General features: G+C 54.7%; 27 protein-coding genes, 1 rRNA gene and 3 pseudogenes. 12 read left to right on the top strand and 19 right to left on the bottom strand.

All coding sequences use genetic code 11. The annotated features are described in order from the left end of the window. Positions 1-21 precede the first annotated feature (21 nt). The 11 genes from nudB to ccsA form a co-directional block, all read right to left on the bottom strand. A complete protein-coding gene (gene nudB, locus IPJ12_06355; GenBank protein ID MBK7646773.1) occupies positions 22-474 on the bottom strand; it encodes a dihydroneopterin triphosphate diphosphatase in 453 nt (150 codons plus the stop codon). Then, positions 471-899: a barstar family protein gene (locus tag IPJ12_06350; GenBank protein MBK7646772.1), complete on the bottom strand. Its 429-nt coding sequence runs from the start codon at positions 897-899 to the stop codon at positions 471-473. The genes nudB and IPJ12_06350 overlap by 4 nt, the downstream gene beginning before the upstream one ends. An 8-nt stretch (positions 900-907) precedes the next feature. After that, entirely contained in the window at positions 908-1267 is a 360-nt protein-coding gene (locus IPJ12_06345) for a ribonuclease (protein ID MBK7646771.1), read from the bottom strand. Between the two features lie 6 nt (positions 1268-1273). Continuing rightward, complete coding sequence (gene aspS / locus IPJ12_06340) at positions 1274-3073, bottom strand: aspartate--tRNA ligase (GenBank protein MBK7646770.1); 1800 nt, start codon at positions 3071-3073, stop codon at positions 1274-1276. A 17-nt stretch (positions 3074-3090) separates the two neighbouring features. Continuing rightward, positions 3091-3720, bottom strand: coding sequence for a DUF502 domain-containing protein (locus tag IPJ12_06335; protein ID MBK7646769.1), 630 nt, complete (start codon positions 3718-3720; stop codon positions 3091-3093). Then, a complete protein-coding gene (locus IPJ12_06330) occupies positions 3705-3959 on the bottom strand; it encodes a zinc ribbon domain-containing protein (protein MBK7646768.1) in 255 nt (84 codons plus the stop codon). Before IPJ12_06330 ends, IPJ12_06335 begins: the two co-directional genes overlap by 16 nt. 71 nt (positions 3960-4030) lie before the next feature. Then, complete coding sequence (locus tag IPJ12_06325) at positions 4031-4885, bottom strand: prepilin peptidase (GenBank protein MBK7646767.1); 855 nt, start codon at positions 4883-4885, stop codon at positions 4031-4033. Next, complete coding sequence (locus IPJ12_06320; protein MBK7646766.1) at positions 4885-6111, bottom strand: type II secretion system F family protein; 1227 nt, start codon at positions 6109-6111, stop codon at positions 4885-4887. The genes IPJ12_06325 and IPJ12_06320 overlap by 1 nt, the downstream gene beginning before the upstream one ends. 18 nt (positions 6112-6129) lie before the next feature. Beyond that, positions 6130-7845, bottom strand: a complete 1716-nt coding sequence (gene pilB, locus IPJ12_06315) for a type IV-A pilus assembly ATPase PilB (GenBank protein MBK7646765.1) — start codon at positions 7843-7845, stop codon at positions 6130-6132. A 74-nt stretch (positions 7846-7919) separates the two neighbouring features. After that, entirely contained in the window at positions 7920-9191 is a 1272-nt protein-coding gene (locus tag IPJ12_06310; GenBank protein ID MBK7646764.1) for a DUF21 domain-containing protein, read from the bottom strand. Positions 9192-9200: 9 nt separating this feature from the next. Next, entirely contained in the window at positions 9201-10040 is an 840-nt protein-coding gene (gene ccsA, locus IPJ12_06305) for a cytochrome c biogenesis protein CcsA (protein ID MBK7646763.1), read from the bottom strand. Positions 10041-10069: 29 nt separating this feature from the next. On the opposite strand from ccsA, the gene ffh reads away from it, so the two are divergent. Next, positions 10070-11425: a signal recognition particle protein gene (gene ffh, locus IPJ12_06300; protein ID MBK7646762.1), complete on the top strand. Its 1356-nt coding sequence runs from the start codon at positions 10070-10072 to the stop codon at positions 11423-11425. Positions 11426-11498: 73 nt separating this feature from the next. Here the strand turns inward: ffh and IPJ12_06295 are convergent, their stop codons facing one another. Further along, positions 11499-12110 carry a lytic transglycosylase domain-containing protein gene (locus tag IPJ12_06295; protein ID MBK7646761.1) on the bottom strand — a complete coding sequence of 204 codons (612 nt, stop codon included), beginning with the start codon at positions 12108-12110 and terminating at the stop codon, positions 11499-11501. After that, the gene (locus tag IPJ12_06290) at positions 12098-13828 is read right to left on the bottom strand and encodes a proline--tRNA ligase (protein MBK7646760.1); all 1731 of its coding nucleotides are present in this window, start codon (positions 13826-13828) and stop codon (positions 12098-12100) included. Before IPJ12_06290 ends, IPJ12_06295 begins: the two co-directional genes overlap by 13 nt. 112 nt (positions 13829-13940) lie before the next feature. Here IPJ12_06290 and IPJ12_06285 point away from each other — a divergent pair, with 112 nt between their 5' ends. The 3 genes from IPJ12_06285 to coq7 are packed head-to-tail and all read left to right on the top strand — an operon-like array spanning position 13941 to position 15635. Beyond that, entirely contained in the window at positions 13941-14489 is a 549-nt protein-coding gene (locus tag IPJ12_06285) for an RNA pyrophosphohydrolase (GenBank protein ID MBK7646759.1), read from the top strand. Between the two features lie 2 nt (positions 14490-14491). After that, a complete protein-coding gene (locus IPJ12_06280; protein MBK7646758.1) occupies positions 14492-15007 on the top strand; it encodes a CNP1-like family protein in 516 nt (171 codons plus the stop codon). 4 nt (positions 15008-15011) lie between these two features. Beyond that, entirely contained in the window at positions 15012-15635 is a 624-nt protein-coding gene (gene coq7, locus IPJ12_06275) for a 2-polyprenyl-3-methyl-6-methoxy-1,4-benzoquinone monooxygenase (GenBank protein MBK7646757.1), read from the top strand. 15 nt (positions 15636-15650) lie between these two features. Here coq7 and IPJ12_06270 read toward each other — a convergent pair whose 3' ends face one another. Further along, positions 15651-16079, bottom strand: a complete 429-nt coding sequence (locus IPJ12_06270; GenBank protein MBK7646756.1) for an OsmC family protein — start codon at positions 16077-16079, stop codon at positions 15651-15653. Between the two features lie 510 nt (positions 16080-16589). Here IPJ12_06270 and rplM point away from each other — a divergent pair. From rplM to erpA, 5 genes are all read left to right on the top strand, one after another. Next, positions 16590-17018: a 50S ribosomal protein L13 gene (rplM, locus tag IPJ12_06265; GenBank protein MBK7646755.1), complete on the top strand. Its 429-nt coding sequence runs from the start codon at positions 16590-16592 to the stop codon at positions 17016-17018. A 9-nt stretch (positions 17019-17027) separates the two neighbouring features. Further along, positions 17028-17420 carry a 30S ribosomal protein S9 gene (gene rpsI, locus IPJ12_06260; GenBank protein ID MBK7646754.1) on the top strand — a complete coding sequence of 131 codons (393 nt, stop codon included), beginning with the start codon at positions 17028-17030 and terminating at the stop codon, positions 17418-17420. Between the two features lie 419 nt (positions 17421-17839). Continuing rightward, positions 17840-18421 (top strand): hypothetical protein, encoded by a 582-nt coding sequence (locus tag IPJ12_06255; GenBank protein ID MBK7646753.1) that lies wholly within the window; start codon positions 17840-17842, stop codon positions 18419-18421. An 11-nt stretch (positions 18422-18432) separates the two neighbouring features. Then, on the top strand, positions 18433-18834 hold the full coding sequence (locus tag IPJ12_06250) for a polymer-forming cytoskeletal protein (protein MBK7646752.1): 402 nt from the start codon (positions 18433-18435) through the stop codon (positions 18832-18834). 63 nt (positions 18835-18897) lie between these two features. Beyond that, positions 18898-19248, top strand: a complete 351-nt coding sequence (gene erpA / locus IPJ12_06245; protein MBK7646751.1) for an iron-sulfur cluster insertion protein ErpA — start codon at positions 18898-18900, stop codon at positions 19246-19248. 24 nt (positions 19249-19272) lie between these two features. Here erpA and IPJ12_06240 read toward each other — a convergent pair whose 3' ends face one another. Beyond that, entirely contained in the window at positions 19273-20250 is a 978-nt protein-coding gene (locus IPJ12_06240) for an IS1595 family transposase (protein ID MBK7646750.1), read from the bottom strand. Positions 20251-20448: 198 nt separating this feature from the next. On the opposite strand from IPJ12_06240, the pseudogene IPJ12_06235 reads away from it, so the two are divergent. Further along, a pseudogene (locus tag IPJ12_06235) lies at positions 20449-20832 on the top strand (transposase). A gap of 58 nt (positions 20833-20890) precedes the next feature. On the opposite strand, the pseudogene IPJ12_06230 reads toward IPJ12_06235, so the two are convergent. The 4 genes and pseudogenes from IPJ12_06230 to IPJ12_06215 form a co-directional block, all read right to left on the bottom strand. Next, positions 20891-21148: pseudogene (locus IPJ12_06230) on the bottom strand (transposase). 43 nt (positions 21149-21191) lie between these two features. Then, positions 21192-22698 (bottom strand): annotated as a pseudogene (locus IPJ12_06225) (IS66 family transposase). A 62-nt stretch (positions 22699-22760) separates the two neighbouring features. Continuing rightward, positions 22761-23081, bottom strand: coding sequence for an IS66 family insertion sequence element accessory protein TnpB (tnpB, locus tag IPJ12_06220; GenBank protein ID MBK7646749.1), 321 nt, complete (start codon positions 23079-23081; stop codon positions 22761-22763). A gap of 5 nt (positions 23082-23086) precedes the next feature. Next, positions 23087-23461, bottom strand: a complete 375-nt coding sequence (locus tag IPJ12_06215; GenBank protein ID MBK7646748.1) for a transposase — start codon at positions 23459-23461, stop codon at positions 23087-23089. An 81-nt stretch (positions 23462-23542) separates the two neighbouring features. Here IPJ12_06215 and tnpB (IPJ12_06210) point away from each other — a divergent pair, with 81 nt between their 5' ends. Together tnpB (IPJ12_06210) and IPJ12_06205 are read left to right on the top strand one after the other, a co-directional pair. Beyond that, entirely contained in the window at positions 23543-23806 is a 264-nt protein-coding gene (gene tnpB, locus IPJ12_06210) for an IS66 family insertion sequence element accessory protein TnpB (protein MBK7646747.1), read from the top strand. A gap of 1279 nt (positions 23807-25085) precedes the next feature. Further along, positions 25086-26623 (top strand): 16S ribosomal RNA (locus IPJ12_06205). The last annotated feature ends 28 nt before the right edge of the window (positions 26624-26651 follow it).

Below are 26651 nucleotides of genomic sequence, written 5' to 3'. Positions count from 1 at the left end.
ATAGGAGGCGTTTGGGCGGCTTCAAGTCCCCGAATGGCGTCGTTGTGGCAGCATCAGAATCGCATCACGATTGCTCCACGAAAAGCAGCGTTGAGCAGCCTCTAGCCAAGGCACCCAGACGCAGTCCCGGTGCTCATCCTGTGCGGTACGAATCTCTTGGCGTTGCGGCAGTTTCAGGCTGAAAACGTGTTCGTCGTTGTGGGTGATGCCTGGCGCATAGCGGTGCCGCCATTCGCTGAATATCTCGAACGTATTGGTGATTCGCCAGTCGGAAAGCACGCCACTGGCGGTATCAATTCCCGTTTCTTCGAGTACTTCACGGCGTGCAGTGTCTATCAGTATTTCATCGCCTTCACGGCTGCCGGTCACCGATTGCCAAAATCCGGGATGAGCTGCGCGTTCCAGTAAAAGCACATCGAGTGCCGCAGTGTAGATGACGACTAGAACTGATACCGGCTGCTTGGGGGGGGTCATGCCTCGGGGAAAGTCGTAACACCCCGTGCCGGGGAGTCAATCAAAATCCACAAGGGAGACTGCATATCACGACGGGCCTCGGCTGCCGCTTTAAACACCTCAATAAGCCTGGCGAAATCATCAGGGTCGGCAGTGCGCAATCTGGAAAATCCACAAACCAGCAGGACATGGCCTTTGGCTGGTAGCCAGTCTGGATCAGTAAGGCAGTCGAAGAGCGCATCAAAATTGGCGCCGTACCAGATTGGAAAGTCGAGTGCAGAACCCAGTTGGTACAGAACTTGTTCAGCGCTTGAGTATTCGGCAATATCTGCCGTCAGCGCTTTGAAATGCAGACGATGACAAGCCGCTTCAATCGCAGCCCGGCGCGGGGCTGGGAGAAAATACACTCCTGATAAATCAGAGTTTTTCAACAAGGCAAGGCTCATCGCTATTCCTATTCCGTGATGCGCCGAAACGTTCTGTAGTGGTCGTCTGTGTAGTAATACTCACCACGTTGCCCAGAAATGATACGGCGAGGGCCGCGGTCGTTTCGCCAAGGGGTTTTGACCGTGTATTCGTGGTAATACCCGCGCTGCTGGACCGGGAGCCGCCTTTCAAAATTGCCGAAGGTAATGCCATCACGACTGTAAGGAAACGGTCCGCCATTTTTGATCAGAACCAGAGTTTGCCGAGCTTCTCGTGGCAAATCTGCAGTGGATACCCAATCAGATGTGCTGCTTCGGTCGAGCAGCATGCCGAATGCACTTCCTGTCGCCAATATGGCAATGATCAGGAAGCGCATCCAGTATTTCATGGCGGATTAGGAGGGGCTGACTTCGACTTGGGTTTCCACCTTTTGACGCAGGTGGATGTGCAATTCACGCAACTGCTTCTCATCAACACCTGATGGTGCATCAGTGAGCAGACACTGGGCACGCTGAGTCTTCGGGAAGGCAATAACATCGCGAATTGATTCGGCACCGGTCATCATGGTGACGATACGATCCAGGCCAAAGGCCAGACCGCCGTGTGGTGGCGCGCCGTACTTTAGTGCATCGAGCAGGAAGCCGAACTTGGCTTGTTGTTCTTCAGGACCGATGTTCAGGGCGCTGAAGACTTTCTCCTGTACGTCTGAGCGGTGGATACGTACCGAGCCTCCGCCAAGTTCCCAGCCATTCAGCGCCAGATCGTAAGCCTTGGCCAAACACTTGCCAGGGTCGGTCGTCAGCAGGTCGAGATGCTCGTCCTTCGGGCTGGTGAATGGATGGTGGCAGGCGGTCCAACGTTTGTTCTCGTCGTCGTACTCGAACATCGGGAAGTCGATAACCCACAGCGGTGCCCATTTGGCGCCGGTAACGAAACCCTTTTCGTGGCCAATCTTGATGCGCAGCGCGCCAAGGGCGTCGTTGACGATCTTGGCTTTATCGGCGCCGAAGAAGATAAGGTCGCCGGACTGGGCGCCGGTGCGCTCGATGACGGCTTTTAGCGAGGCTTCCGAGAGGTTCTTGACGATCGGCGACTGCAGGCCCGTTTCGTTGAGCTGTGTAACGTCGTTTACCTTGATGTAGGCTAGGCCGCGGGCACCATAGATGCTAACGAACTGGGTGTACGCATCGATTTCGCCACGAGTCAGCGCAGCGCCACCCGGAATGCGCATAGCGGCGATGCGGCCACCTTCACTGTTGGCAACGCCGGCGAAGACTTTGAAGGTGACGTCCTTGAAGGCATCGGTGACCTCGGTTAGTTCAAGCGTTACACGGAGGTCCGGCTTGTCGGAGCCGAAGCGGTGCATGGCTTCGCCGTACGTCATGCGCGGGAATTCCGGCAGATCAACGTCGATGGCTTCCTTGAAAACCGTTCGGATCAGCTTTTCCATCAGCGCGGTAATTTCGGCCTCGCTCATGAATGAAGTCTCGATATCGACCTGGGTAAATTCAGGTTGGCGATCCGCGCGCAGGTCTTCGTCGCGGAAGCATTTGACGATTTGGTAATAGCGGTCGTAACCGGCGACCATCAGTAACTGTTTGAATAGTTGCGGCGATTGCGGCAGGGCAAAGAACTGGCCTGGGTGGACGCGGCTTGGGACAAGATAATCGCGAGCCCCCTCCGGTGTCGACTTCGTCAGCATCGGCGTTTCGATATCGATGAAGCCATTGTCGTCGAGGAAGCGGCGGAAGGCGCGGGCAGTTTTGTAGCGCAGCATCAGGTTGTTCTGCATCTGTGGGCGACGTAGATCTATCACGCGATGCAAAAGGCGAACGTTCTCGGAGAGGTTGTCTTCATCGAGTTGGAACGGTGGTGTTACGGAGGGGTTCAGAATCTCGATGTCGTGACAAAGAATTTCGATCTCGCCAGAGGCCAGGTTGGCGTTGGTCGTGCCGGACGGGCGCGGACGTACCTTGCCCGTAATTTTCAGGCAGAACTCGTTGCGGACGGATTCGGCGATGGCAAAGGAGCTGGCCCGATCCGGGTCGCACACGATCTGTGTCAGGCCTTCGCGGTCGCGAAGATCAATAAAGATAACGCCGCCGTGATCGCGACGGCGATGAGCCCAACCGCACAGGGTGACGATTTGCCCGTCTAGGGAGGCGTTGAGTTGTCCGCAATAATGGGTACGCATGAAGCTTTCCGGTTGATTCAGGTGTTGGTAATGACTCGAGGGTGTGGATGTGGCGCGACGACGCCCATCGAGATAATGTATTTGAGCGCTTCGTCGACACTCATTTCGAGCTCGATGACATCCTTTGCTGGGAACATCAGGAAGAAACCGGATGTCGGATTCGGTGTTGTCGGAACGTACACGCTGACGTGTGCACCAGAGAGGTGATTGATAATGTCACCACCAGGTTGCCCTGTCTGAAAAGCAATTGTCCAACAACCCTGGTGGGGGTACTGAACAAGCAGTGCCTTGCGAAAGGCGTTGCCGTTAGGAGAAAAAAGCGTGTCGGAAACCTGCTTGACGCTGTTGTAGACGGAATTGACGACGGGGATACGCGCTAATATTTTTTCCGACCAAACGACAAGTTTTTGGCCAATGAAATTGGCAGCAAGCAAGCCGGTGAACAGGATCATGGCGAGCGTCAATACGGCGCCTGCCCCCGGAATGGCAAATCCTACGAGATGTTCCGGATGCATGCCCACGGGGAGCAGTCGCAACGATTGATCAAGGGTGCTAATGATCATCGATAATACCCAGCCCGTGATGACCAGCGGGACCCAGATCAGAAGTCCAGTGATGAAATAGCGTTTGATTAGTTGGCCGCGCATGGTGAGCTACATCCTTCCCCTGTCTGGCAGGGAGGCGATGCTTCGGCTTTCTTTCCTCCGCCCTTGAAGTCAGTGGCGTACCAGCCGCTGCCCTTGAGCTGGAAGCCTGCGGCAGAGAGTAGTTTGCAATAGCTATCCTTGCCACACTCCGGGCAAGTGGTGAGCTGCGGGTCACTCATCTTTTGCAGATGTTCTTTCTGGTAGCCGCAGGAGTCACAGCGATATTCGTAAATCGGCACGGGAGTCCTCCAAAACCTTGAATTATAACTGAGAGTCTTGGTTGGCTATATCAGGTTAACCACCCGAATTTTCAACCAATCAGGTTCAGGTAGCTGTGCGTAATCTGCGTGCCCCAAAACAATGCGATTACGCCTGCTGCGGCAAGGTAGGGGCCAAAAGGAATGGGAGCATTTCGGCCGTGGCGGGTGGCAATGATAAGTGTGATGCCAACGATAGCGCCGACCACTGAAGATAGCAGGATGATCGCCGGCAGCATTTGCCAGCCAAGCCATGCGCCGAGTGCGGCGAGTAGTTTGAAGTCGCCGTAGCCCATCCCTTCCTTGCCGGTTGCTAGTTTGAAGAGCCAGAACACGCTCCACAGCGCCAGGTAGCCGAGCATCGTTCCGGTGACTGCAGACGAAATATCCGTGTAGGTTGCCCAGAGATTGAAGCCAAGGCCAAGCCAGATCAAGGGTAGGGTAATAGAGTCTGGCAGTAGCTGGGTGTCGAGATCGATGCCAGATAGGGCAATAAGGGCCCAGATCAGTACAAGCGCACCGAGCGTTTGTATAGTGGGGCCGAAGTGCCAGGCCGCGTATGCGGAAAGCAGTCCTGTCAATGTTTCTACAATAGGATAGCGGGGTGATATTCTGGTGCCGCATCCAGAGCATTTCCCCTTTAGTATCAGTATATAGCTGATTATCGGGATGTTCTCCAGCGCGGTAATTTGATGCCCACAATTGGGGCAGCGAGAGCGGGGCCTTGCCAGAGATAGCGGCTCTCCCGCAGCAGACACCGTTTCTCCCCTTAATTCGGAACATTGTGCCAGCCAATCCTGCTCCATTATTTTTGGCAGACGGTGAATCACCACGTTGAGAAAGCTACCCACGCACAAGCCGAGTAGCCCGGCGGCGACCGCCAAGCCGCCCAAAGATTCCGGAAGCATTAGACGACAGAGCCTAGCTTGAAAATTGGCAGATACATGGCAACGACCATACCGCCAATAAGCGTACCCAAAATAACCATAATCATTGGTTCCATAAGGCTGGACATAGCTTCTACGGCATCATCCACTTCCGCCTCAAAAAAATCGGCGACTTTGGAAAGCATGGAGTCGAGAGCCCCTGATTCTTCACCAATGGAAACCATTTGTGTCACCATGTTGGGGAAGAGATTGACGTTCTGCATTGCTGTAGTGAGATTGGTGCCAGAGGATACTTCGCTCTGGATTTGTCGTGTGGCGACTTTATAAACATGGTTGCCAGCCGCACCACCTACTGATTCAAGTGACTCGACCAGCGGCACACCCGCAGCGAACATGGTTGCCAGTGTTCTCGTCCATCGGGCAATGACCGACTTGCGAACTATGTCGCCAAATACTGGCATTCTGAGGAGTAAGCGATCCATTGCCATTTGAACCTTTTCCGAGCGCTTCCAGCTTTCGAAAAAGGCATAAAACCCGATTCCAATGGCGCCGAATATGGCCCACCAATAGGCAACAAAAAAATCTGAAATTGCGATGACAAATAATGTTGGTGCAGGCAGGTCGGCACCAAAGCTTTTAAAGACGTCTTTGAAGGCCGGGATCACAAAGATCATGATGACTGCAGTGATGATAAAAGCGACCACAATGACTGAAATTGGGTAAAACAGCGCCGATTTAATTTTTCCTTTGATCGCCTGGATTTTTTCTTTGTAGGTAGCCAATCGGTCAAGCAGCGTATCGAGAATGCCAGCCTGCTCACCTGCCGCGACTAGGTTGCAGTAAAGCGCATCGAATTGCAGCGGGAACTTTCGGAAGGCTTGAGAGAGCGAGCTGCCTGTTTCGACGTCCGATTTGATGTCGAGGAGCAATTTTCCAACGGCCGGGTTGGAGTGGCCGCGACCAACAATATCGAATGATTGCAACAACGGAACGCCTGACTTCATCATGGTGGCAAGCTGGCGTGTGAACAAGGCGATATCCTTATCGGTAATTTTTCCCCCGGTTTTGAAGCGGACCTTCTTGACTTTCGCATTGGTGATACCTTGCCGGCGTATCGTGGTTTGTACGACTGATTCGCTGGCAGCGCGCATTTCTCCACGTACGGATTTGCCATCCTTGTTTTTGCCTTCCCACAGGAAGGTGCTCTCCTTGACTGCCGAGGCTTTAGATCTTGCGGCGGTAGCCATATTTTTCCCTTTTCTTCATTAGGCGTTGGTGGTGCTCAACACTTCATCAAGCGACGTCATGCCCTGTTTTACTTTCAGTAGTCCAGACTCTCGCAAATCTTTAACCCCTTCAACTTTTGCCTGAACTGCCAGATCAAGTGCCGATGCGCCACTCATGATAAGTCGCTGCATTGCCTCGGAAATGGGCATGACCTGATAGATGCCAACCCGTCCCTTGTAGCCCGTACCTTTGCAGCGGTCACAACCGCCTGGGCCGAACAGTGTCCAGGAGCCATCCAGATCTTCAGGCTTGTAGCCCGCATCGAGTAGCGCCTGTTCCGGTATGGTGATTGGCTTTTTGCAGGTGCACAAGCGGCGCGCAAGGCGCTGCGCGGTGATCAATAGGACGCTGGATGCGATATTGAACATGGGAACGCCCATATTCATCAGGCGAGTCAGTGTCTGTGGTGCATCATTGGTGTGCAGCGTCGAAAGCACCAAGTGGCCAGTTTGGGCTGCTTTGATCGATATTTCCGCGGTTTCAAGGTCACGGATTTCGCCAACCATGATGATATCCGGATCCTGCCGCAGGAATGCCTTCAGCGCCACAGGGAAGGTCAAACCGGCTCGGTCATCAACGTTCACTTGGTTGATGCCGGCTAAATTGATTTCGGCCGGATCTTCAGCGGTTGAAATATTGATGCCATCCTTGTTCAGGATGTTCAGGCAGGTATAGAGCGATACCGTTTTTCCTGAACCGGTTGGGCCGGTTACCAGGATCATCCCATAGGGCCGGCCAATGGCTTCCATGAGCACGGCCTTTTGTTCCGGTTCGTAGCCCAGAGCCTCGATGCCCAGCGTTGCCGAACTGGGGTCGAGAATACGCATGACGATTTTTTCGCCTTGCAAGGTAGGCAGGGTGCTGACACGAAAATCGATAGCGCGATTCTTCGAAAGAACCAAGCGCATTCTGCCATCTTGTGGCACACGCTTTTCGGCGATGTTCAGGCGGGAAATTACCTTGATGCGCGAGGCGATTTTTTCTTTGATCGCCAGCGGCGGCGTGGCTATTTCACGCAGAATGCCGTCGACCCGGAAACGGATTCGGTAGAACTTTTCGTAAGGTTCGAAGTGGATGTCCGATGCCCCATCATTGATGGCATCAAGCAGCATTTTCTGGATGAATTTGACGACCGGTGCGTCATCAATGTCCTGGCCTGCCGCTTCATCTGCTTTGGCGACGGCCTCTTCGTCAAGAAAATCAAGATTGATGTCCTCGCTGGTAAAACTCTTGAGCGCGTCCGCAGCAGATTCAGCGTACTTGCTAACAAGCGGGGCAAGCTTTGATTGCTCAACGACAATGGGGTCTACCGCCAGCCCTGTCTGAAAGCGGATTTCATCCAGCGCCCGCAGGTTGGTTGGGTCAGCAATCGCCACCGAAAGGCGATTGCCTCGCTTGTTCAGCGGAATAACCTTGTGGGTCGCAATCAGTTTGCGGTCTATCGCATCGACAGGGATGTGCGCTTCGTCGAAAGCCGCCAAATCCAGCAACGGGTAGCCAAAGGTATCCGCAACAAACCGGGCTATATCCAGCGCACCGGCTTTCTGGCTGGTGATGATTTGTTCGATTAGCGAGGTCTTGTTGCTATGTGCCTGCGCCAGCAATTGTTCCGCCTCTGACTCCTGGAGTTTCCCGGCTTGTACGAGCGCCCTTGCCAGGCCGCCGAGTGGAGGATTTTGAGGAGTTGCTGCCATTGATCGATGTCAAATGCCGATTAGATCGGTTGATAATGCTACGCAGGCGGCCGTTTGTAAAGGCTGGGACTTTGTTAGCGGGTTTCTGGCCGGAAAATGCGCACAGTGACCACGCTTCTGTCCTGTGTTTGAAGAACCTCTACCGCAACGCCGGCGAGCTTGATGCTTGTTCCTGATTCCGGAATGTCCTGAAAATGCTCGAGAATCAAGCCGTTTAGTGTTTTTGGACCGTCAATAGGAAAATCCAGTCCAAGCATGCGGTTGAGACTGCGCAGGGGGCGTGCGCCCTCAACGATGGCGTCCCCTGCGGGAGACCAGCCTAGTTGCTGATCCAGTCCGGGTAGCGAGGTCGTGAAATCGCCCACGAATTCTTCAATGATGTCTTCGAGCGTCAGGAGGCCGAGTATTTCGCCGTATTCGTCGACGACAAAGCCGATGCGCTGGTGGTTTTCCTGAAAAAACGCCAGCTGTGAAAATACCGGAGTGCCGGCGGGTATGTAATACGGGGATTGAAGCTGTTGAAGTAGCGCCGCTTCGTCAAAATCAGGGTCGCCCAGATTTGCAAGGAGGCGCCGGACAGGCAATATGCCGATCAATTGGTCCAGCGATTCGCGGCACACCGGCAGTCGGCTGTGGTGACTTGTTGCGAGTTGCGTGCGGACTTCTTCCCACTGCTGGTCGAGGTCCAGTATCTCGATATTGCCGCGAGGGGTCATGACGTCCTCGACAGTAATATTGTTGAGCTCAAATAGACTGGAGAGTATTGCGTGGTGCTTCTTGGGCATGAGATGCGCGGATTCAAGGACCAGGCTGCGCAATTCCTCGGGTGATAGCTTGGCTTCTTCATGCGTGGCGCTGGGGGCAAGGCGAACGGTTTTCAGCAAAGCCATCACGAAGAGGTTGACGAACCAAATGATGGGAAAAGCAAGGCGAAGCAGCGGAGTCAGGACGTAGCTCAATATTGGCGCCAAGCGGTCAGCATGCGTGGCACAAATGACTTTGGGGGAAATCTCTGCTAAAACCAGCAGGGTGAAAGTGATGCACAGCGTGCCAATTTCGAGTGCGTACTTTGATTGCCCGAAAAGGGCCAGTGCGATGTAGCCGGTGAGCGTTGCCGCAGCTGCATTGAACAGCGTGTTGCCGAGCAGGATGAGTCCGAGTAGTTTGTCCGTTTGCGCCAGGAGCACGAGTGCCAGTTTTGCGCCGCGATGGCCATTTTGTGCTGCGTACCTTAAACGGTAACGATTGGCTGCCATCATGGCGGTTTCGGATCCGGAGAAAATACCCGAAAGGATGACGAGCACAAAAAGCGCCCCAAGCATTGCTGACAGCGGTAAGTCGGTCATTGTTTTTGGTTAGACTCGGCCCAGGATAACTTCAGCGACAAAGCGGCTGCCGACGTAAGCCAGAATCAGCAGCGCAAAGCCGGCCAAGGTCCAGCGTAAGGCGCGTTTTCCGCGCCAACCCCAGACGTGACGTCCGACGAGTAGCGTTGCGAAAATGCCCCATGAGGCAAAAGCGAACAGGGTCTTATGATCGACCGTTAGCGGCTTTCCAAAAAGTGCTTCGGAGAAGAGGACGCCACTTCCGACAGTCAGTGTCAGAAGAATGAAGCCAATCAGCAACATCCGGAAAAGCAGCTTTTCCATCGTGAGCAGTGGTGGCAAACTGCTGAGACTCCGTTTGACTGATCGGTTATGCAGTGCCCTTTCGCTAAAGCCCATGAAAATGGCGTGTAACGCGGAGAGTGTCAGCAGGCTATAGGCCAGCATGGCGGCAAGAAAGTGGAGCTTGAACCCGGTTGCGCTGGCATTTGCAACCAAGTGAACATTTGGAAATGCAATCGGCAATGCGGTGCATACTGCGGCTAATGGCAGAACCATGGGTTGCATGCCTTCCATTCGCGCCATGAAGCTTTCCAGCCAGTAAATCAGTACGGCCAGCCACATCATCAGGGACAGCGCGAAACTAAACGAGAAGCGCATGCCGACATCTGCAAACAATGCATCGTAGAGGCCCGCTGCGTGAATCCCGAGCGCAACAGCAATGGCAATACGCTCCCATGTTTGCATGGGACACGCGACGCACTGGTTTTCTCCCTCACGCCAGCGGGTGTTCCAGAAATGGAAGCCAAGTGCGCCATAAAGCAGGGCGGCGAGAATGTGCGGCAGAAGCTGAATTACAATATCAACCATCCTTAGATTCTACTAGAAGCCCAACTGACATGCTCGATAACCTGACCAATCGCCTTGCTCGCGTCATGAAGACGCTGAAGGGCGAAGCTCGCCTGACTGAATCCAATATTTCCGATGCCTTGCGAGAAGTGCGCATGGCGCTGCTGGAGGCCGATGTAGCCTTGCCGGTGGTCAAGGATTTTATCGCCGCCGTGAAGGAAAAGGCGGTGGGCGAGGCGGTCATCGGGTCGTTGAGTCCTGGCCAGGCGCTGATCGGTGTAGTTCATGCCGAGTTGACCAAGATCATGGGCGATGCCCATGAGGGCATCAATTTCAATACTCAGCCGCCGGCGATTGTGTTGATGGCCGGTTTGCAGGGGGCGGGCAAGACGACCACGGTCGGTAAGCTGGGTAAGTTCCTCAAGGAAAATCACAAGAAAAAGGTGTTGGTGGTGTCCTGTGACGTTTATCGTCCAGCCGCCATCGAGCAATTGAAGTCGGTGGCCGGGCAGGCGGGTGTTGATTTCTTCCCCTCGACCATCGGCGAGAAGCCGGAAGCGATTGCGCTGGCAGCGCTGGATTGGGCCAAGCGCCATTATCACGACGTGTTGCTGGTCGATACCGCGGGTCGTCTCGCAGTCGACGAGGAAATGATGGCCGAAATCAAACGGCTGCATGCGGCGATCAATCCGGTCGAAACGTTGTTCGTGGTCGATGCGATGTTGGGCCAGGATGCGGTCAATACCGCCAAGGCTTTCAACGAGACGCTGCCGCTGACCGGCGTGGTGCTGACCAAGCTGGACGGTGATGCGCGCGGTGGTGCCGCCTTGTCTGTGCGTCATATCACTGGCAAGCCGATCAAGTTTGCCGGTGTCGGCGAAAAGCTGGCCGGACTTGAGGCTTTCCATCCTGAACGCATGGCGTCCCGCATCTTGGGCATGGGCGACGTGCTGTCGCTGATTGAGGATGCCCGCAAGGGTTTGGACGAGGAAAAGGCCGTTGCATTCGCCAAGAAGCTGAAATCCGGCAAGGGTTTTGACCTGAATGACTTCAAGGAACAGATCGCCCAGATGCGCAACATGGGCGGCTTGTCGGCGTTGATGGACAAGATGCCGGCGCAGATCGCCCAAATGGCCGGTCAGCTGCCGGCTGGGGCCGAGAACAAGATGATTGGCCGGGTCGAGGGCATCATCAATTCAATGACGCCGCTAGAGCGCTCGAAGCCGGAACTGATCAAGGCCAGCCGCAAGCGCCGCATTGCCATGGGGGCGGGCGTGCAGGTGCAGGAGGTCAATCGACTCCTCAATCAATTTGAGCAGTCGCAGAAAATGATGAAAATGATGAGCAAGGGTGGCATGGGCAAGCTGATGCGCGGCATGAAAGGTATGCTGCCCGGTATGCGTTGATTTTGTTTTTGGCTATTTTTCCCGGTTGACCGCGGGATTGCTGCGGTCAACGGAAAAAAGCCAAAAAATTCAATTATTGCCCAGCCTGTGCTAGGCGGGCAGGGCTGTTGTAATTCCATTGGTTCTGCCAGGCGGCGCGAACCATGTTGGGATATTCTGGCTTGCCCAAGCTGCCGTTGTATCGGCCGAGGGCGCGGAAATAGTCGCCTTTTTCGATATCCAGATAGTGACGCAGGATGGTGCAGCCATAGCGTAGGCTAGTCCGCAGGTCGAAGAGCGAGTCGTCCGGCCGGCCGATTATTTTCACCCAGAATGGCATGACCTGCATGTAGCCACGCGCACCGGCTGAAGACACCGCGTATTTGCGGAATCCGGATTCAACCTGCATCAGGCCAAGTACCAATTGCGGGTCAAGTCCGGCACGCGTAGCTTCGTAATGAACGCTACGCAGTAGATCGAGGCGGTACTCTCGGTTTGGAATCCGTTTTGCCAGTCGGGGCGACATGGCAGTTAGCCAGTCAACGGCTTCCATGGGGGTCTTGAATGAACTGACCGAGGGCCGGGAGTCCGACACGGCTTTATGGAGCGCGGCCTGTACGCTGGCCGAAAGCGGTTCGTACTTTTGCGCGCCGGCGAAAGCTGCCGACGCGCCCAACAAGCAACAGGCCGCTATCAGGCGGCGCACAACTTTCCCTTGAGGGAGGCGACAGCATCGGCTTGGGCAATCATGGTCGCCTCAGCGTCCCGCCGTCCCTTGTATTCAAGCTGGCCTTCCTTCAGGCCGCGCTCGCCGATGACGACGCGATGCGGAATACCGATCAGTTCCATGTCGGCAAACATGACGCCCGGTCGTTCGTTGCGGTCATCGAGCACGACATCGACCCCGGCCGCCTTCAGTTCGCCGTAAAGCTGGTCGGCCGCGGCCTTGACGGCTTCGCTCTTGTAGTAGCCCATGGGCACCAGGCACACTTCGAATGGCGCGATGGCCGGGGGCAGGACGATGCCCTTGTCGTCGTTGCCCTGTTCGATGGCGGCGCCGACGATGCGCGAAACGCCGATACCGTAGCAGCCCATTTCCATGATCTGGCTCTTGCCGTTTTCGTCCAGATAGGCGCAGTTCAGCGCCTGGGCGTATTTCTGGCGGAGCTGGAAAATATGGCCGACTTCAATGCCGCGCAGGATTTCTAGCGTGCCTTGACCGTCCGGCGACGGGTCGCCAGCGACGACATTGCGGATATCAGCCACTTCCGGTTCGGGCAGGTCGCGGCCGAAATTGACGCCGGTCAGGTGGAACCCGGCTTCATTCGCGCCGCAGACGAAGTCACTCATGGCGGCAACGCTGCGGTCTGCAAAAATAGCCACTTTTTTCCGGTCGACCGCAGCAGGCCCGATATAGCCGGGTTTACAGCCGAGATACTCCTCAACTTCAGCTTCGGTGGCAAAACGGAAGGGCGCGATGGCGGCAAGCTTACTGGCCTTGATCTCGTTCAGTTCATGATCGCCGCGTAGCAGTAAAAGCGCGAAAGTTGTGCTGCCATCTTCCTTTTCACTGAAAACCGCGATGGATTTGACGATCTTCGCCAGCGGCACGGAGAGGAGTTCCGCGACATCGGCGCAAGCCATCTTGCCCGGCGTTGCAATTTTGTCCACTGGTTGGGTGGCCGCGCCTCGCTGAGCGGATGGGGCGAGCGCCTCAGCCAGTTCGATATTGGCCGCGTAGTCAGAGTTTGGACAATAGGCAATATCGTCTTCCCCCGAGTCTGCCAATACATGGAACTCATGCGAGCCAGTGCCGCCGATCGAGCCTGTATCGGCCGCAACAGCACGGAATTTCAGGCCAAGGCGCGTGAAGATACGGCTGTACGTTTCATACATGTTGCCGTACTCACGCTTCAAGTCGTCGAAGGATGAATGGAAGGAGTAGCCGTCTTTCATCAGGAATTCGCGGCCACGCATGACGCCGAAGCGGGGGCGAATTTCGTCGCGGAACTTGCTCTGGATTTGATAGAGATGGATCGGTAGTTGGCGATAGCTCTTCACGTCGCGTCGAACGACATCCGTAATCACCTCTTCATGCGTCGGGCCAATGACAAATTCGCGCTGGTGGCGGTCCTTGAAACGCAGTAATTCCGGGCCATATTGCTCCCAACGGCCTGATTCCTGCCACAGTTCGGCAGGTTGCACCGCTGGCATCAGCAGCTCAAGGGCGCCGGCATTGTTCATCTCCTCACGCACAATGTTTTCGACCTTGCGCAGCACGCGCAGGCCCAGTGGCATCCATGTGTAAATGCCTGCCGCAGCGCGCTTGATGTAGCCCGCGCGAAGCATCATTTTCTGGCTGATAACTTCTGCGTCGGCCGGGGCTTCCTTGAGGGTGCTGAAAAAGAACTGCGAAGTGCGCATGGAATGCTCTTGAATTCGTTGGGAAACCTCGATTTTACACGGTCTCGCGGCTTTGCAAGCGGACGCCCTTTGTGAAAGAATCGGGGTAACTATTAATTTTTGCAGGATATCTATGCTCGACCGTGAAGGCTATCGCCCGAACGTCGGCATCATTCTTTGTAACGCGAAAAACGAGGTTTTCTGGGGCAAGCGCATACGTGAACATTCCTGGCAGTTTCCACAAGGTGGCATAAAGCGCGGCGAAACGCCCGAAGAAGCCATGTTTCGTGAACTGCATGAGGAGGTCGGGCTTTTGCCTGAGCACGTGCGTATCCTGGGGCGAACCAAAGGTTGGTTGCGTTATGAAGTGCCGACACACTGGATCAAGCGCGAATGGCGTGGATCCTACAAAGGCCAGAAACAGATCTGGTTCTTGCTACGCTTGATAGGGCGCGACACTGATGTCAGTTTGCGCGCTACCAATAAACCGGAATTTGATGCTTGGCGCTGGAACGATTACTGGATTCCGCTGGATGCCGTGATCGAGTTCAAGCGCAGCGTTTACGAGCAGGCGCTCAATGAACTTGTCCGCTTCGTGGATTTTGACCGCAAGGCTGCAAGGCAAAAACGGCTTGGTGGCGCTAGTTTGGATGCCGAAGCTTCTGCTTCGCATGAGGATTGACCATGTCATTTGTTCGTCGCTTGCTTTGTTTGTCGGTGCTCGCGTTATCGGTTTCGTCGGCACTTGCTGACTTTGACGAAGATTACGAAAGCAGTGTTTGGACGGAGATTGAGGTTCAGCTGCCGGATTCGCCCAAGCCAGAAAACCTGCTGCCGTTCTATGTCAGCGCGGCAACCGAGAATAAGTTTTTTGTCGATGGCTCCACGTTGAAGGTGGGTAGCGATGGTGTCGTGCGCTACGTCTTGCTGGTTGTCTCTTCCCAGGGTGTGAAAAATGTCACCTTCGAAGGAATGCGCTGCGAGACCCGCGAGCGTCGGATATATGCTTCCGGTCGCTCCAGCGGGAAATGGTCCAAGGCGCGAAATAACGAATGGGTCCGTATTCAAGAAGCGTCCGCCAATCGCCAGCATGCGGTATTGTTCCAAGACTATTTCTGTCCGTTTGGCATCATGGTGCGTGATGCTGCCGAGGCTCGGAATGCATTGGTTCTGGGCGGGCATCCGGATATCAGGCATTGAACTTATGTCACCAGATCAATTAATTCTTGAGTTTGACCGGGCGCTACGTACGATTTTCAGTCATGCGCGCAGTGTGCGTCCTATTCCGGGAAATGCGTGCCCGGACGTGGAGTTGGATGCCGAGCAGAAACGTCACGTTATCGGCCTGATGCGCATCAATCACTGTGGCGAAATATGCGCCCAGGCCCTCTATCAAGGGCAGGCATTGACTTCGCGGGATCCTGGGATCAGGGATGCCTTGAAGGGGGCCGCTGATGAGGAAACCGAGCACTTGGCCTGGACTGAGCAGCGGATTGCCGAGCTTGGTGGGCGCAAGAGCCTGTTAAATCCACTCTGGTATATCGGTTCGCTTTCCTTGGGGTTGGCTGCTGGTACCCTTGGCGACAAATGGAATCTTGGCTTTCTTGCCGAGACCGAGCGACAAGTTGAGGCGCATCTCGATAGTCACTTGCTCAGCTTGCCGGCAGAAGATGAGCGTTCGCGGGCTATCGTAGATCGAATGCGACTCGACGAAATACAGCATGCAGAAACGGCAATTCACCACGGCGCAGCGGAGCTTCCCGCGCCTGTCAAAATGGCGATGAAACTGGCAGCCAAGGTTATGACCCGGGCTGCCTACCGTATTTAGCGTTTGGATGGGGGTTCAGGCTTCTTCAATGATCTCGAAGTCGTGAGTGATTTGTGCTGTTTTGCCGATCATGATTGAAGCGGAGCAGTATTTGTCTTTTGATAGCTCAATGGCGCGTGCAACAGCATCCGCTTTGAGTTGCTTTCCTTTGACGCGGTAATGAAAGTGAATGTGCGTGAATACCTTTGGGTCGCTCTCGGCACGCTCTGCTTTCAGGCTGACATCGCAGCCACTGACAGCGTGACGCCCCTTTTTTAGAATCAAAACAACATCGAAGGCGGTGCACCCGCCCGTGCCCGCCAGTACCAGCTCCATGGGCCGTAGTCCGATGTTCCGCCCTCCTGCCTCGGGGGCGCCATCCATTACCACGGCGTGACCGCTGCCTGTCTCCGCAACAAACGCCATTCCTGCGTCGTTGCCCATCCACCTAACCATGCATTCCATAGTTCCCTCCTTGCAAGAGCGTGAATTCTAACGGATGTGGATATGTCAGAGATCGAGGTTGCACCGCCAATATTGCTGCAATGCAACAATATTGGCGGTAAAGTGGCGCATATATAAAGGTGTTGATAATTTATTTATAGGTAAATCAATACTAATTTATTCGTAATTTAACTTAATTAACAATTGCTTGATATCGATTTGTAACATTTATTTGTGCATCAGAATATAAATGATGCGTCGCACAAATATTGGTTGCGTACTTCTTGTTGTTTGGGCAGAATGGAAATCGTACGAACTGTGGTGGCCAATCAAAGATAGGTTCCTTGGTTCAGCTTTGTCTCCTCCACCCTCCTCCTTTGGTGTGGATTTAACGCGGCTCGCAGAGCCGCGTTTTTTTTGTTCCGCATATGTGGCTGTGGTCGGAAAGTTATTGACACTTTGCGCCAGAGTCGACTAGAATCCGCGCCTTTCTCCAATCTGCGCCCAAATTTTTCAGGACGGCACACTTATATGAAAACGTTTTCCGCCAAGCCACATGAGGTGAAGCGCGAGTGGTTTGTGGTAGACGCCACAGACAAGGTGCTCGGCCGCCTCGCAACCGAAATTGCTCGTCGCCTACGTGGCAAGCACAAGGCTATTTATACACCGCACGTTGACACTGGTGATTTCATCGTTGTTACCAACGTGGACAAGATCACTGTTACCGGTAATAAAGCCGAAGATAAGAAATATTATCGTCACTCGGGTTATCCGGGCGGTATTTACGAAACGAACTTCAAGAAGATGCAGCAGCGTTTTCCGGGGCGCGCTTTGGAAACTGCCGTCAAGGGTATGTTGCCAAAGGGTCCGCTGGGGTATGCCATGCTCAAGAAGCTGAAGTGCTACGCTGGCGAACAGCATCCTCACACCGCCCAGCAGCCGCAGGCTCTGGAAATCTAAGGGGTCATCATGGCTGAAAGTTATTTTTACGGGACTGGTCGTCGCAAGAGTGCAGTTGCCCGAGTGTTCATGAAGCGTGGATCCGGCGCCATCGTTGTAAATGGCAAGCCGATTGATCAGTTCTTCTCCCGTGAAACCGGCCGCATGATCGTGCGTCAGCCGCTGGTTCTGGTGGAGCAGCTGAGTGGTTTCGATATCAAGGTTAATGTTATAGGTGGTGGCGAGTCTGGCCAAGCCGGTGCAGTACGCCATGGTATTACTCGTGCCCTGATTGAGTACGATGCAGCATTGAAGCCCGCGTTGTCTAAAGCAGGTTTTGTTACTCGCGATGCACGCGAAGTCGAGCGTAAGAAGGTCGGTTTCCATAAAGCGCGTCGCCGCAAGCAGTTCTCCAAGCGCTAATACGCGCTACAACGAAAAGCCGCCCTTGGGCGGCTTTTTTTTGGGGGGACGATATCGTGTGGCTCGATCTAAAGCGGCTGATGATAGTGTTGCTAAATCGCCCGGTGGCTTTCTCGGTGATTCATATTGAGGCACTATTACGAATTTGAGTGTGCTGTTAATCGTCAATTGTGGCGATACTGGTTGCTGGTGCTTTTCAGGGCTTACTTCGGGTGAATGGTGAGTAATGCGAAATAGATGTCTGGATGTGATGAATCAATGGTGTTATGCCGACTCCTGCCGTCACCTTGAAGCTTAGGCGGTTCAGGCGTAATTTTGGGATTATGGCGCCGAAAGTGGTTGTACGGGGTCATGTGCCTTGGTACCTCCTTGCGCTCCCAATTGTGCTGTTGGCACTCTTGTTAGGGCTTGGTGGGTGGATGGTCGCCCAGCGGAGTCAGGCGGGAGTTCTGGAGCAGGAGGTGGATGGCCTTCGTCAGCAATTGCTGACGCAGCGGGAGGAGTTGGCTCTTCTGCGGTCAACGGCCGGAACGGGTCAAAATGCGGTAAATATCGAGCGGGCTACCCAGCAGCAGTTGCTTGGTCGGCTTCAGGTGCTCGAGAGCCAAAACGCTGCCCTGAAGGAAGATGTTCTTTTATTCGAGCGTTTGATTCCGCTTGCGGGTGAGGGGGCTTCGGTTCGGGTCGAAAATTTCCGAGTTGTGGCTGAGGAAAATGGCCGCTATCGCTACCGGCTACTGATAGTGTTTCAGCCTGATCGGCAGACCACAGAGTTTCGCGGACGACTTCAGTTGGCGGTAACCTATCGTCATGCTGGCAAGGAGCGGAATTTGCTATTGCCAAGGAAGCAGGATAGTTCTGCCGAGTATTTGGTTGAAACTAAACATTTTCTCCGTAGGGAGGGGGGGTTTGAGTTGCCTCAGGAGGGCGAATTGCTTGGTGTTGAGGCTAGGGTTCTCCAGGGTGATACACTGAGATCCAAGCGTTTGGCTCAATTGTAGGAGAGGTCTGCATGTTTGGGAAAAAAAGTGAAAACAAGCCTCATGGGCGGATTGATAGTCTGATTGGTGCGGGCACTCGAGTTGAAGGAACTGTTTATTTCACCGGTGGTTTGCGGGTTGACGGGGAGGTCAAGGGGAGTATTCATGCCGCAGAGGGGGCATCGTCTTCCACCTTGGTACTCAGTGAACATGCGCGTGTCGAAGGAGCCGTAGGTGTGGCCCATTTGGTAACTAATGGCACTGTTGTAGGCCCGGTTGCTGTCAGTGAATCACTAGAAATGCAGTCGAAAGCTCGAATAATCGGCGATGTCGAATATGCGTCGATCGAAATGCATCAGGGGGCCGTGATAGAAGGGCGTTTGCTTCATTCTGTTGGAAATCCAACGGAACTAAAACTGGCGACTTCCGCCTAATATATTGACCGTTAACGTGTGGACTCGCATAATTTCGCACAAATTTTTTCAGGAGTATTCCTCATGAACGCAGTTACAGATGTTGCTAGTCCCTTTGTTTTTACCGATAGCGCAGCCGGGAAGGTTAAGGAGCTGATTGAAGAGGAGGGTAATCCGAGTCTCAAATTGCGCGTATTCGTTACCGGTGGAGGCTGTTCCGGCTTTCAGTATGGTTTTACCTTTGATGAAGAGGTAAATGAAGACGACACAACCTTGGAGAAGAATGGTGTGACCCTGTTGATTGATCCGATGAGCTATCAGTACTTAGTTGGGGCGGAAATTGACTATAGCGAAGGGCTTGAGGGGTCGCAGTTTGTTATACGTAATCCGAACGCAACTTCAACTTGCGGTTGTGGATCGTCATTCTCTGCTTGATTAGATTGAATGCTATTAAAAAGGCTATGTACCCATAGCATGTTGAACTCCATCGATCCCCAAAGCGGCACGGAGGAAATCGTCAGAGGAAATATCGCGGTCGTGTCGCTCAATCAATCGTCGCCAGCCCAGATAGTTACCCAAGTAGCGGGTGGCGACGCCGTGGAAGCGGCGTATCCATTCCTTGAGTCGGCTATCGTAGGCATTGACGTTCTGCACATGATAGACCCCCGCCACAACACGCTGACCAGCAGCCAGATTGACCGGCCGGTGGGTGATACCCATTTCTTTGGCAACAGCCGCCAGCGCCTTTTCTCCGTCGGTGCACAGAATGACATCGGTCGCCAAAAGCGGCTTGAGCACCGCCCCGAGGTGTGCCTTATCGGCCTTCTCCAGGATGAAGTCTGCGGTGTTGCCGGTACGATCCCGGCAAATCAGGACAGCGGTCTGTTCTTCCGACAGGCCGCGCTTACTGGCTTTGCCGCCCCGCTTGCGGGGAGCACGACTCAAACCTTGTCTTCTGCCCTTCTGTGACTCAAGGAAATACGTCTCATCGGCTTCAGCAATGCCCGCCAGGCTGATCGCCTGCTGACCATTGGGCAAGTTCAGGAAGCGGTGGCGCCAGCGGAATGCCGTGTTGGGATGAATCCCCACCGCAGCGGCACTTTTGCGGATGCTCGTCCCCTCAGCCAGCTGTTTCGCATAGTCCATCCATTTCGCTTTGTGCCGAAGTCCTGCTAGCGGTGTGTCAGTCAGGGCGTTGAAAGTCGCTCGACAGGCGTTGCAGCGATAACGTTGCAAGCCATTGGCGAACCCCCAGCGGGAAACCTGCTCGTGTGCGCAATGCGGACAGTGCGGCTTCTCGGTCATCCGGGTCTCAACCACTTGGTAGGACGCCGACTCCTGCGCCGCCGGTTGCAGCCGATCCATCAAGACTTGCCGCTGGTGCGGCGTCAATTCCTTCAACGCACTCGACAGTTTCCGGAAATCATTGGGCTTCATCGCAACACCTATCCGATTGATTCAGATAACTTTGTTATAGACCAACATGCAAAGATTACATAGCCATTAAAAAGCGGCGCGAGCCGTTTTTTTTGGTATTCCGAAAAGTGGGGTCGGGATTCTCTGAGCACCCTTCTGTTTTTATGAGTTAGGTTGTAAGGGGCTGTTCACGATCAATTGCATGTCGTAAACCGGGGCATGAGAAAGAGAGACCCCTGTGACATCAGCAAGGAAGCGTTTGAGGAGATCAGACCCTTGCTGGAAAGCGTCCGCAAGCAGACCAAACCGCGAACGGTTGATTTATACGAGGTGTTCTGCGGCGTGCTGTATTTGCTCAAGAGTGGCTGCCAGTGGCGGATGTTGCCGAGTGAATATCCGAAATGGCGAACGGTGCACGCCTACTTGGCCAAGTGGAGCGAGCTTGCTCCAGACGGTTTTAGTGTCCTGGAACGGGCTTTAAAAAATGTGCTTGGCGAGGTTCGTAAAAGACTGGGGCGCAAATCTTAGAGGGGCTTTTTGATCGTCGACGTACGGAGCGTCAAGAATACCGATAGTGCGGGCGAGAAAGGCTACGACGCTGGCGATGTCCCCCCGTTTTCAGTATCAGTAGGACTTTAGATTCCGGGGTTAATTTAGCCGATTTCTGGGCGAGTGATCTGGCATAAGCAGTAGGGGGCATCCCGCCGAGGGATTTCTTGGTTCGCTCCTCGTTATATTCCCGCCGCCAAGCTTCGATGATGACTTGGGCGTGGCGCATGTTGGTGAACCAATGTTCGGTCAGGCATTCATCACGGAAACGTCCGTTGAACGATTCGATATAGGCGTTCTGGTTGGGCTTGCCGGACTCGATGAGAAACAGCTGAACACTTCGTGCATGCGCCCGGGTCGTAAGCGCCCGGCAAACCCAGTAAGCACCCGGCGAACTCAGGTTGATTTTTGAATCAGGCGAGAGTTTGAGGTTGCCAGCGATGCGGCAGCAGTTCGCCAACGCGGCTTGCTGGTTGGGTCGGTAGGCGGGTCAGGACATCCTTCAAATAGGATAGAGGTTCGTGACCGTTGAGTTTGGCGGACTGAATCAGACTCATGATCGCTGCGGCGCGTTTTCCAGCACGCAGACTGCCGGCAAATAACCAATTCTTGCGGCCGAGCGCGATGGGACGGATCTGATTCTCGATCCAGTTATTGTCGATCGGCACCTGGCCATCCGACAGGTAATGCGTCAGCGCCACCCAGCGTTTGAGGCTGTAGTCGATCGCTCTGGCGGTTGCCGAGACATTGGGCACGACTTGGCGTTGCCGGGTTAACCAGAGATGTAATTCGTCAGCAATCGGTCGGGCTTTCGCCTCCCGGATTCGTCGTCGCTCATCGACATCAAGTTCAACGACTTCCCGCTCGACCCCATAGAGTTTCCCGAAGTAATCCAGGGCCTCACCGGCGATCAGGTTCTGCTTCTGACTGTGCAGATCGAAGAATTTGCGCCGGGCGTGCGCCATGCAGCCAGCCTCGGTCAATCCATTGGCCAGCAGTGCCTTGTAGCCTGAGTAATCATCGCAAATCAGTGTGCCGCGCCAGTCACCCAAGAATTCCTGGGCATGCCGGCCGGCACGGCTTTCGGCAAAGTCATAGACGACTGCTTTCGTTGGCTCGAAGGCGCCGATGCTGTAGGACCAGAGATAAGCGCGATGTGTCTTGCCGGCCCCTGGGGCCAGCATAGCGCAGGCGTTTCATCGGCGTGCAGCACCCGATGCCCGAGCATCTCATCCTTCAGGGCATCAACCAGGGGCTGGAGGACCACCCCGCATTTCCCTACCCATTGCGCCAGGGTGATTGCGGGATCGCCAGACCGGCCCGACCGAAGATAGCTTCCTGCCGATAGAGCGGCAGATGATCGAGATATTTGGCAACCAGCACCTGCGCGAGCAAGCCGCTGGTCGGAATGCCCTTGTCGATGACGTGTGCCGGGACCGGCGCCTGGATCAGCGTTTCGCACTGCCCACAAACCCATTTGCCACGAATGTGGCGCTCGACCGTGAAGACGCCGGGTGTGTAGTCGAGCTTCTCCGCCACATCTTCGCCGATCCGTTGCATCGTGCAGCCGCAAGGGCAGACTGTGGACTCCGGCTCGTGCTGAATGTCGGTCCGTGGCAAATTCGTCGGCAACGGCTGGCGTTTGGCTTGGCCTTTCGCCTTCGGTGGTGTTGCAGAGAGTTGCGCCAGTTCTTCTTCCATCGCCGCCAAGTCGGCATCGATGGTTTCCTCAAACAGTTGCCGTTGCTCGACCGGCCATTGCTCGGTCTTGACCCCGAAGCGCCAGCGCTTGTGCAGGGCCAATTCATGCGTCAGTTTGTCGATCTTGGCTTGGCGCCAGTCCAACTCACGGTCTTTCTCGACCAGCAGGCGACGCAGTTCGTCTGCGCTGAGTAGGTTAAGGTTGGCGGGCAAGGACATGACCGCCATGATGCCGGCCAGCACAGCCTTTGGCTATCGTGGACTTCCCTAATGGTGGACCGTCAAACAATCCGGATCACACCGCCGTCAGCCAATCGTTCCCAAGGCAGACCAAGGATGAGCGCATCAAATTGCGGCCGGCTCAGCTCGACGTTGGTGTTGCCATGTCGCCAGCAGAATCGTCCCTGATTCAGTCGGCGATGCGCCAGCCAAATACCGTATCCATCATGGACCAGCACCTTGATCCGGTTAGCTCGGCGGTTGGCAAATAGATAGGCGTGGTGCGGCCGGGCTTCGCCAAACATCGAGACGACCCGCGCCAGGATCGTTTCGGTCCCGGCCCGCATATCCAGCGGCGTGGTCGATAACCACAGGGCATCCACCCGAATCACCGTAGCCAGTCTCGCAACCAGGCGGCACAATCACTCGCCGCCTGTCCGGGCCATTCAATCTTCACCGCCGTATTGCCACGCCGGACTTCGATCCGAATGTCGGGGAGGCTCGAGACTATGGGGGGAATCGGCACTGGCACAAATGTCGGTTCTGCAACGCACTTCGATGAAATCGACCGAGCCGGCAGGCTGCGGCGCGGTGGCTCAATGCCTCGTTCCCGCATCCAGCGACGGACCTGATTTGCATTGACCTCGTTGGCGAGTGCAATGCCGGCGACTGATGCGCCGGCCTCGCAACAGGCCGCGATCATTGCCTGCTTGAATTCCTCAGTGTGGTTCCGCCGGCGCCGGCTAGGCTTCTCGATTTCCATAGTGTCCACCATCGTTATTGGTGGACACTATCTTCACGGTCTAAGCTATCAATTCACAGATGACTTCGCCGGGCGCTTACGATCCTGTCCCAAGTCGTCCGGATCTTCGGCGAGGCGCAGCCGCACCATGCCTATCTCTTTGCCAACCAACGCGGGAACCGCCTGAAGGTGCTGGTGCATGACGGTTACGGCGTCTGGCTGGCGAACCGTCGTCTGAATCAAGGGCGGTTTCAACTACGGCCAAGCGAGGGCAGCCTGGGTCTTACCCGCGGGCAAATCGATGCGCTGGTTCTGGGTTTGCACTGGGAGCGCATGGCTGATGGCGGGGTGATCCGGGTTCTATGATGCGTCACTTGCTCATCAAGGGCGTAGGCAGCCAATCTGCCCTTGGACAAGCCCTTGATGCCTGCCAGGTAAAGCCATCCCTCGTCGGTTGCTTAGTGCGTTATATCGGTGACCCTGGCGCTATTTGGGGCTGATGCCGCAAATTTTTGATCAGAAAGATTCGGTGCAGTCGGCAGATTATGGCGGAAATCGGTAGTCAACCTGAGTTTACGTTTCTGCTGACAACGTAGGAGCAGTTTGAGCGGGATCCGTTTGATGCGATCAATGCCCATGAGTACCGTGAACAGCCAACTCAACTTGCGGCTGCTCCGGGCCATGAGTCTGCCTCGTAGGTTCGTGTGCCAGCCTGATTTCAGTCGCGAGAAGGGGGCTCTCTAGAGGGGGGGGTTGGCGCCAAGCGTCATACCCAGCCTCAGATACGTCGAGCAGGCGGCCCAACATCGTCGTGGGATACTGGGGTCGCAAGCAATCAATTCGATAGTCTTTAGCCTCAACTCCTTTGCGAAATGCCCTGTCGATTTTTTCGACTACGTTCATGTTTTGACTCGCCAAGGTCCCTGTCTAGTTTTTTGTTCGCTGGGAACCCGCTGTTCTTGACCTAGTGTTGCCAATTGCCGCATATTTTACTGCGCACACCCAGTTGCTTTAGTTGTACCTCGGTATCGGCAGTTGTATTGCTACTCGATTTATAGGCATGCTCGTCTTCTCAACTGGCTTTACCGTTTCAGTCCTCAACTCCGGGGAGTACAACCCTTTTTGTGTTCGTTCGATCTTCATCCTCTGGGCCGTAAATTACATAATCCGTTGGACTGCACAATTTCCCGCTTACCCCAGATTGCTATTTGGTTTTTGCCGTGAGGGCCTCACGGGGCGGCTGGGGGTGGTAGATTCGAGTGCCAATGCATACCGAGGTCTGAAGATTATTTTCAATTTAAGTTGACGGTGTGGAATTAGTCTGTAGAATGCGCACCTCTCCTGCGGTGCCGGGTGTTTTCGGCGGTTTTGGGGGGCAAGCGAAGAAAGAAGATTTTTCAGAAACGCTTGACGGGAAGTGAGGTTTGCTTCATAATCTTGCCTCTCTGCTGCAGACGGATCGAAAGAAACGGCGCGGCGAAGAAAGAAGTTCTTTAACAATTTGGACAACCGATAGGTGTGGGTGCCTTGATGCTAGTGACTTCGGTCACGCAAAAGTATTAAAGGCAATCACACGGATGGAGAGATCCATCGAGGTAGAAGTAACATTCTACCGTCAGTGAATTGTGAGTAGTAATGTTGGATTAAACTGAAGAGTTTGATCCTGGCTCAGATTGAACGCTGGCGGCATGCCTTACACATGCAAGTCGAACGGCAGCACGGGAGCAATCCTGGTGGCGAGTGGCGAACGGGTGAGTAATGTATCGGAACGTACCTTTCAGTGGGGGATAACGTAGCGAAAGTTACGCTAATACCGCATATTCTGTGAGCAGGAAAGCAGGGGATCGCAAGACCTTGCGCTGATTGAGCGGCCGATATCAGATTAGCTAGTTGGTGAGGTAAAGGCTCACCAAGGCGACGATCTGTAGCGGGTCTGAGAGGATGATCCGCCACACTGGAACTGAGACACGGTCCAGACTCCTACGGGAGGCAGCAGTGGGGAATTTTGGACAATGGGCGCAAGCCTGATCCAGCCATGCCGCGTGAGTGAAGAAGGCCTTCGGGTTGTAAAGCTCTTTCAGCCGGGAAGAAAACGCATGGGTTAATACCCTGTGTGGATGACGGTACCGGAATAAGAAGCACCGGCTAACTACGTGCCAGCAGCCGCGGTAATACGTAGGGTGCGAGCGTTAATCGGAATTACTGGGCGTAAAGCGTGCGCAGGCGGTTTGTTAAGATAGGCGTGAAATCCCCGGGCTCAACCTGGGAACTGCGTTTATGACTGGCAGGCTAGAGTATGGCAGAGGGGGGTGGAATTCCACGTGTAGCAGTGAAATGCGTAGAGATGTGGAGGAACACCGATGGCGAAGGCAGCCCCCTGGGCCAATACTGACGCTCATGCACGAAAGCGTGGGTAGCAAACAGGATTAGATACCCTGGTAGTCCACGCCCTAAACGATGTCAACTAGGTGTTGGGAGGGTAAAACCTTTTAGTACCGGAGCTAACGCGTGAAGTTGACCGCCTGGGGAGTACGGCCGCAAGGTTAAAACTCAAAGGAATTGACGGGGACCCGCACAAGCGGTGGATGATGTGGATTAATTCGATGCAACGCGAAAAACCTTACCTACCCTTGACATGTCCAGAAGCTCTTAGAGATTTGAGTGTGCCCGAAAGGGAGCTGGAACACAGGTGCTGCATGGCTGTCGTCAGCTCGTGTCGTGAGATGTTGGGTTAAGTCCCGCAACGAGCGCAACCCTTGTCGTTAATTGCCATCATTTAGTTGGGCACTTTAACGAGACTGCCGGTGACAAACCGGAGGAAGGTGGGGATGACGTCAAGTCCTCATGGCCCTTATGGGTAGGGCTTCACACGTCATACAATGGTCGGTACAAAGGGTTGCCAACCCGCGAGGGGGAGCTAATCCCAGAAAGCCGATCGTAGTCCGGATCGCAGGCTGCAACTCGCCTGCGTGAAGTCGGAATCGCTAGTAATCGTGGATCAGCATGTCACGGTGAATACGTTCCCGGGTCTTGTACACACCGCCCGTCACACCATGGGAGCGGGTTCCGCCAGAAGTGGGTAGCCTAACCGTAAGGAGGGCGCTTACCACGGCGGGGTTCGTGACTGGGGTGAAGTCGTAACAAGGTAGCCGTAGGGGAACCTGCGGCTGGATCACCTCCTTTCTAGAGAAAGCATCTCTGGCACCCACAA

The sequence above is a fragment of the Betaproteobacteria bacterium genome (assembly GCA_016709965.1).
GTDB lineage: Bacteria > Pseudomonadota > Gammaproteobacteria > Burkholderiales > Rhodocyclaceae > Azonexus > Azonexus amarohabitans.
The sequence above is the reverse complement of the archived record's forward strand: the minus strand, read 5'-3'. Positions and strand labels throughout refer to the sequence as shown.

What these genes read in the sequence shown, in the direction of transcription:
- IPJ12_06325 (MBK7646767.1), bottom strand. Translation starts at nt 4,885, where the DNA reads ATGCTTCCGGAATCTTTGGGCGGCTTGGCGGTCGCCGCCGGGCTACTC.
- IPJ12_06240 (MBK7646750.1), bottom strand. Translation starts at nt 20,250, where the DNA reads ATGAAGCCCAATGATTTCCGGAAACTGTCGAGTGCGTTGAAGGAATTG.
- nudB (MBK7646773.1), bottom strand. Translation starts at nt 474, where the DNA reads ATGACCCCCCCCAAGCAGCCGGTATCAGTTCTAGTCGTCATCTACACT.
- IPJ12_06285 (MBK7646759.1), top strand. Translation starts at nt 13,941, where the DNA reads ATGCTCGACCGTGAAGGCTATCGCCCGAACGTCGGCATCATTCTTTGT.
- ccsA (MBK7646763.1), bottom strand. Translation starts at nt 10,040, where the DNA reads ATGGTTGATATTGTAATTCAGCTTCTGCCGCACATTCTCGCCGCCCTG.
- IPJ12_06335 (MBK7646769.1), bottom strand. Translation starts at nt 3,720, where the DNA reads ATGCGCGGCCAACTAATCAAACGCTATTTCATCACTGGACTTCTGATC.
- ffh (MBK7646762.1), top strand. Translation starts at nt 10,070, where the DNA reads ATGCTCGATAACCTGACCAATCGCCTTGCTCGCGTCATGAAGACGCTG.
- IPJ12_06345 (MBK7646771.1), bottom strand. Translation starts at nt 1,267, where the DNA reads ATGAAATACTGGATGCGCTTCCTGATCATTGCCATATTGGCGACAGGA.
- pilB (MBK7646765.1), bottom strand. Translation starts at nt 7,845, where the DNA reads ATGGCAGCAACTCCTCAAAATCCTCCACTCGGCGGCCTGGCAAGGGCG.
- IPJ12_06270 (MBK7646756.1), bottom strand. Translation starts at nt 16,079, where the DNA reads ATGGAATGCATGGTTAGGTGGATGGGCAACGACGCAGGAATGGCGTTT.
- erpA (MBK7646751.1), top strand. Translation starts at nt 18,898, where the DNA reads ATGAACGCAGTTACAGATGTTGCTAGTCCCTTTGTTTTTACCGATAGC.
- IPJ12_06290 (MBK7646760.1), bottom strand. Translation starts at nt 13,828, where the DNA reads ATGCGCACTTCGCAGTTCTTTTTCAGCACCCTCAAGGAAGCCCCGGCC.
- aspS (MBK7646770.1), bottom strand. Translation starts at nt 3,073, where the DNA reads ATGCGTACCCATTATTGCGGACAACTCAACGCCTCCCTAGACGGGCAA.
- coq7 (MBK7646757.1), top strand. Translation starts at nt 15,012, where the DNA reads ATGTCACCAGATCAATTAATTCTTGAGTTTGACCGGGCGCTACGTACG.
- IPJ12_06255 (MBK7646753.1), top strand. Translation starts at nt 17,840, where the DNA reads ATGGTCGCCCAGCGGAGTCAGGCGGGAGTTCTGGAGCAGGAGGTGGAT.
- rplM (MBK7646755.1), top strand. Translation starts at nt 16,590, where the DNA reads ATGAAAACGTTTTCCGCCAAGCCACATGAGGTGAAGCGCGAGTGGTTT.
- IPJ12_06280 (MBK7646758.1), top strand. Translation starts at nt 14,492, where the DNA reads ATGTCATTTGTTCGTCGCTTGCTTTGTTTGTCGGTGCTCGCGTTATCG.
- IPJ12_06320 (MBK7646766.1), bottom strand. Translation starts at nt 6,111, where the DNA reads ATGGCTACCGCCGCAAGATCTAAAGCCTCGGCAGTCAAGGAGAGCACC.
- IPJ12_06215 (MBK7646748.1), bottom strand. Translation starts at nt 23,461, where the DNA reads ATGGAAATCGAGAAGCCTAGCCGGCGCCGGCGGAACCACACTGAGGAA.
- IPJ12_06350 (MBK7646772.1), bottom strand. Translation starts at nt 899, where the DNA reads ATGAGCCTTGCCTTGTTGAAAAACTCTGATTTATCAGGAGTGTATTTT.
- rpsI (MBK7646754.1), top strand. Translation starts at nt 17,028, where the DNA reads ATGGCTGAAAGTTATTTTTACGGGACTGGTCGTCGCAAGAGTGCAGTT.
- IPJ12_06310 (MBK7646764.1), bottom strand. Translation starts at nt 9,191, where the DNA reads ATGACCGACTTACCGCTGTCAGCAATGCTTGGGGCGCTTTTTGTGCTC.
- IPJ12_06250 (MBK7646752.1), top strand. Translation starts at nt 18,433, where the DNA reads ATGTTTGGGAAAAAAAGTGAAAACAAGCCTCATGGGCGGATTGATAGT.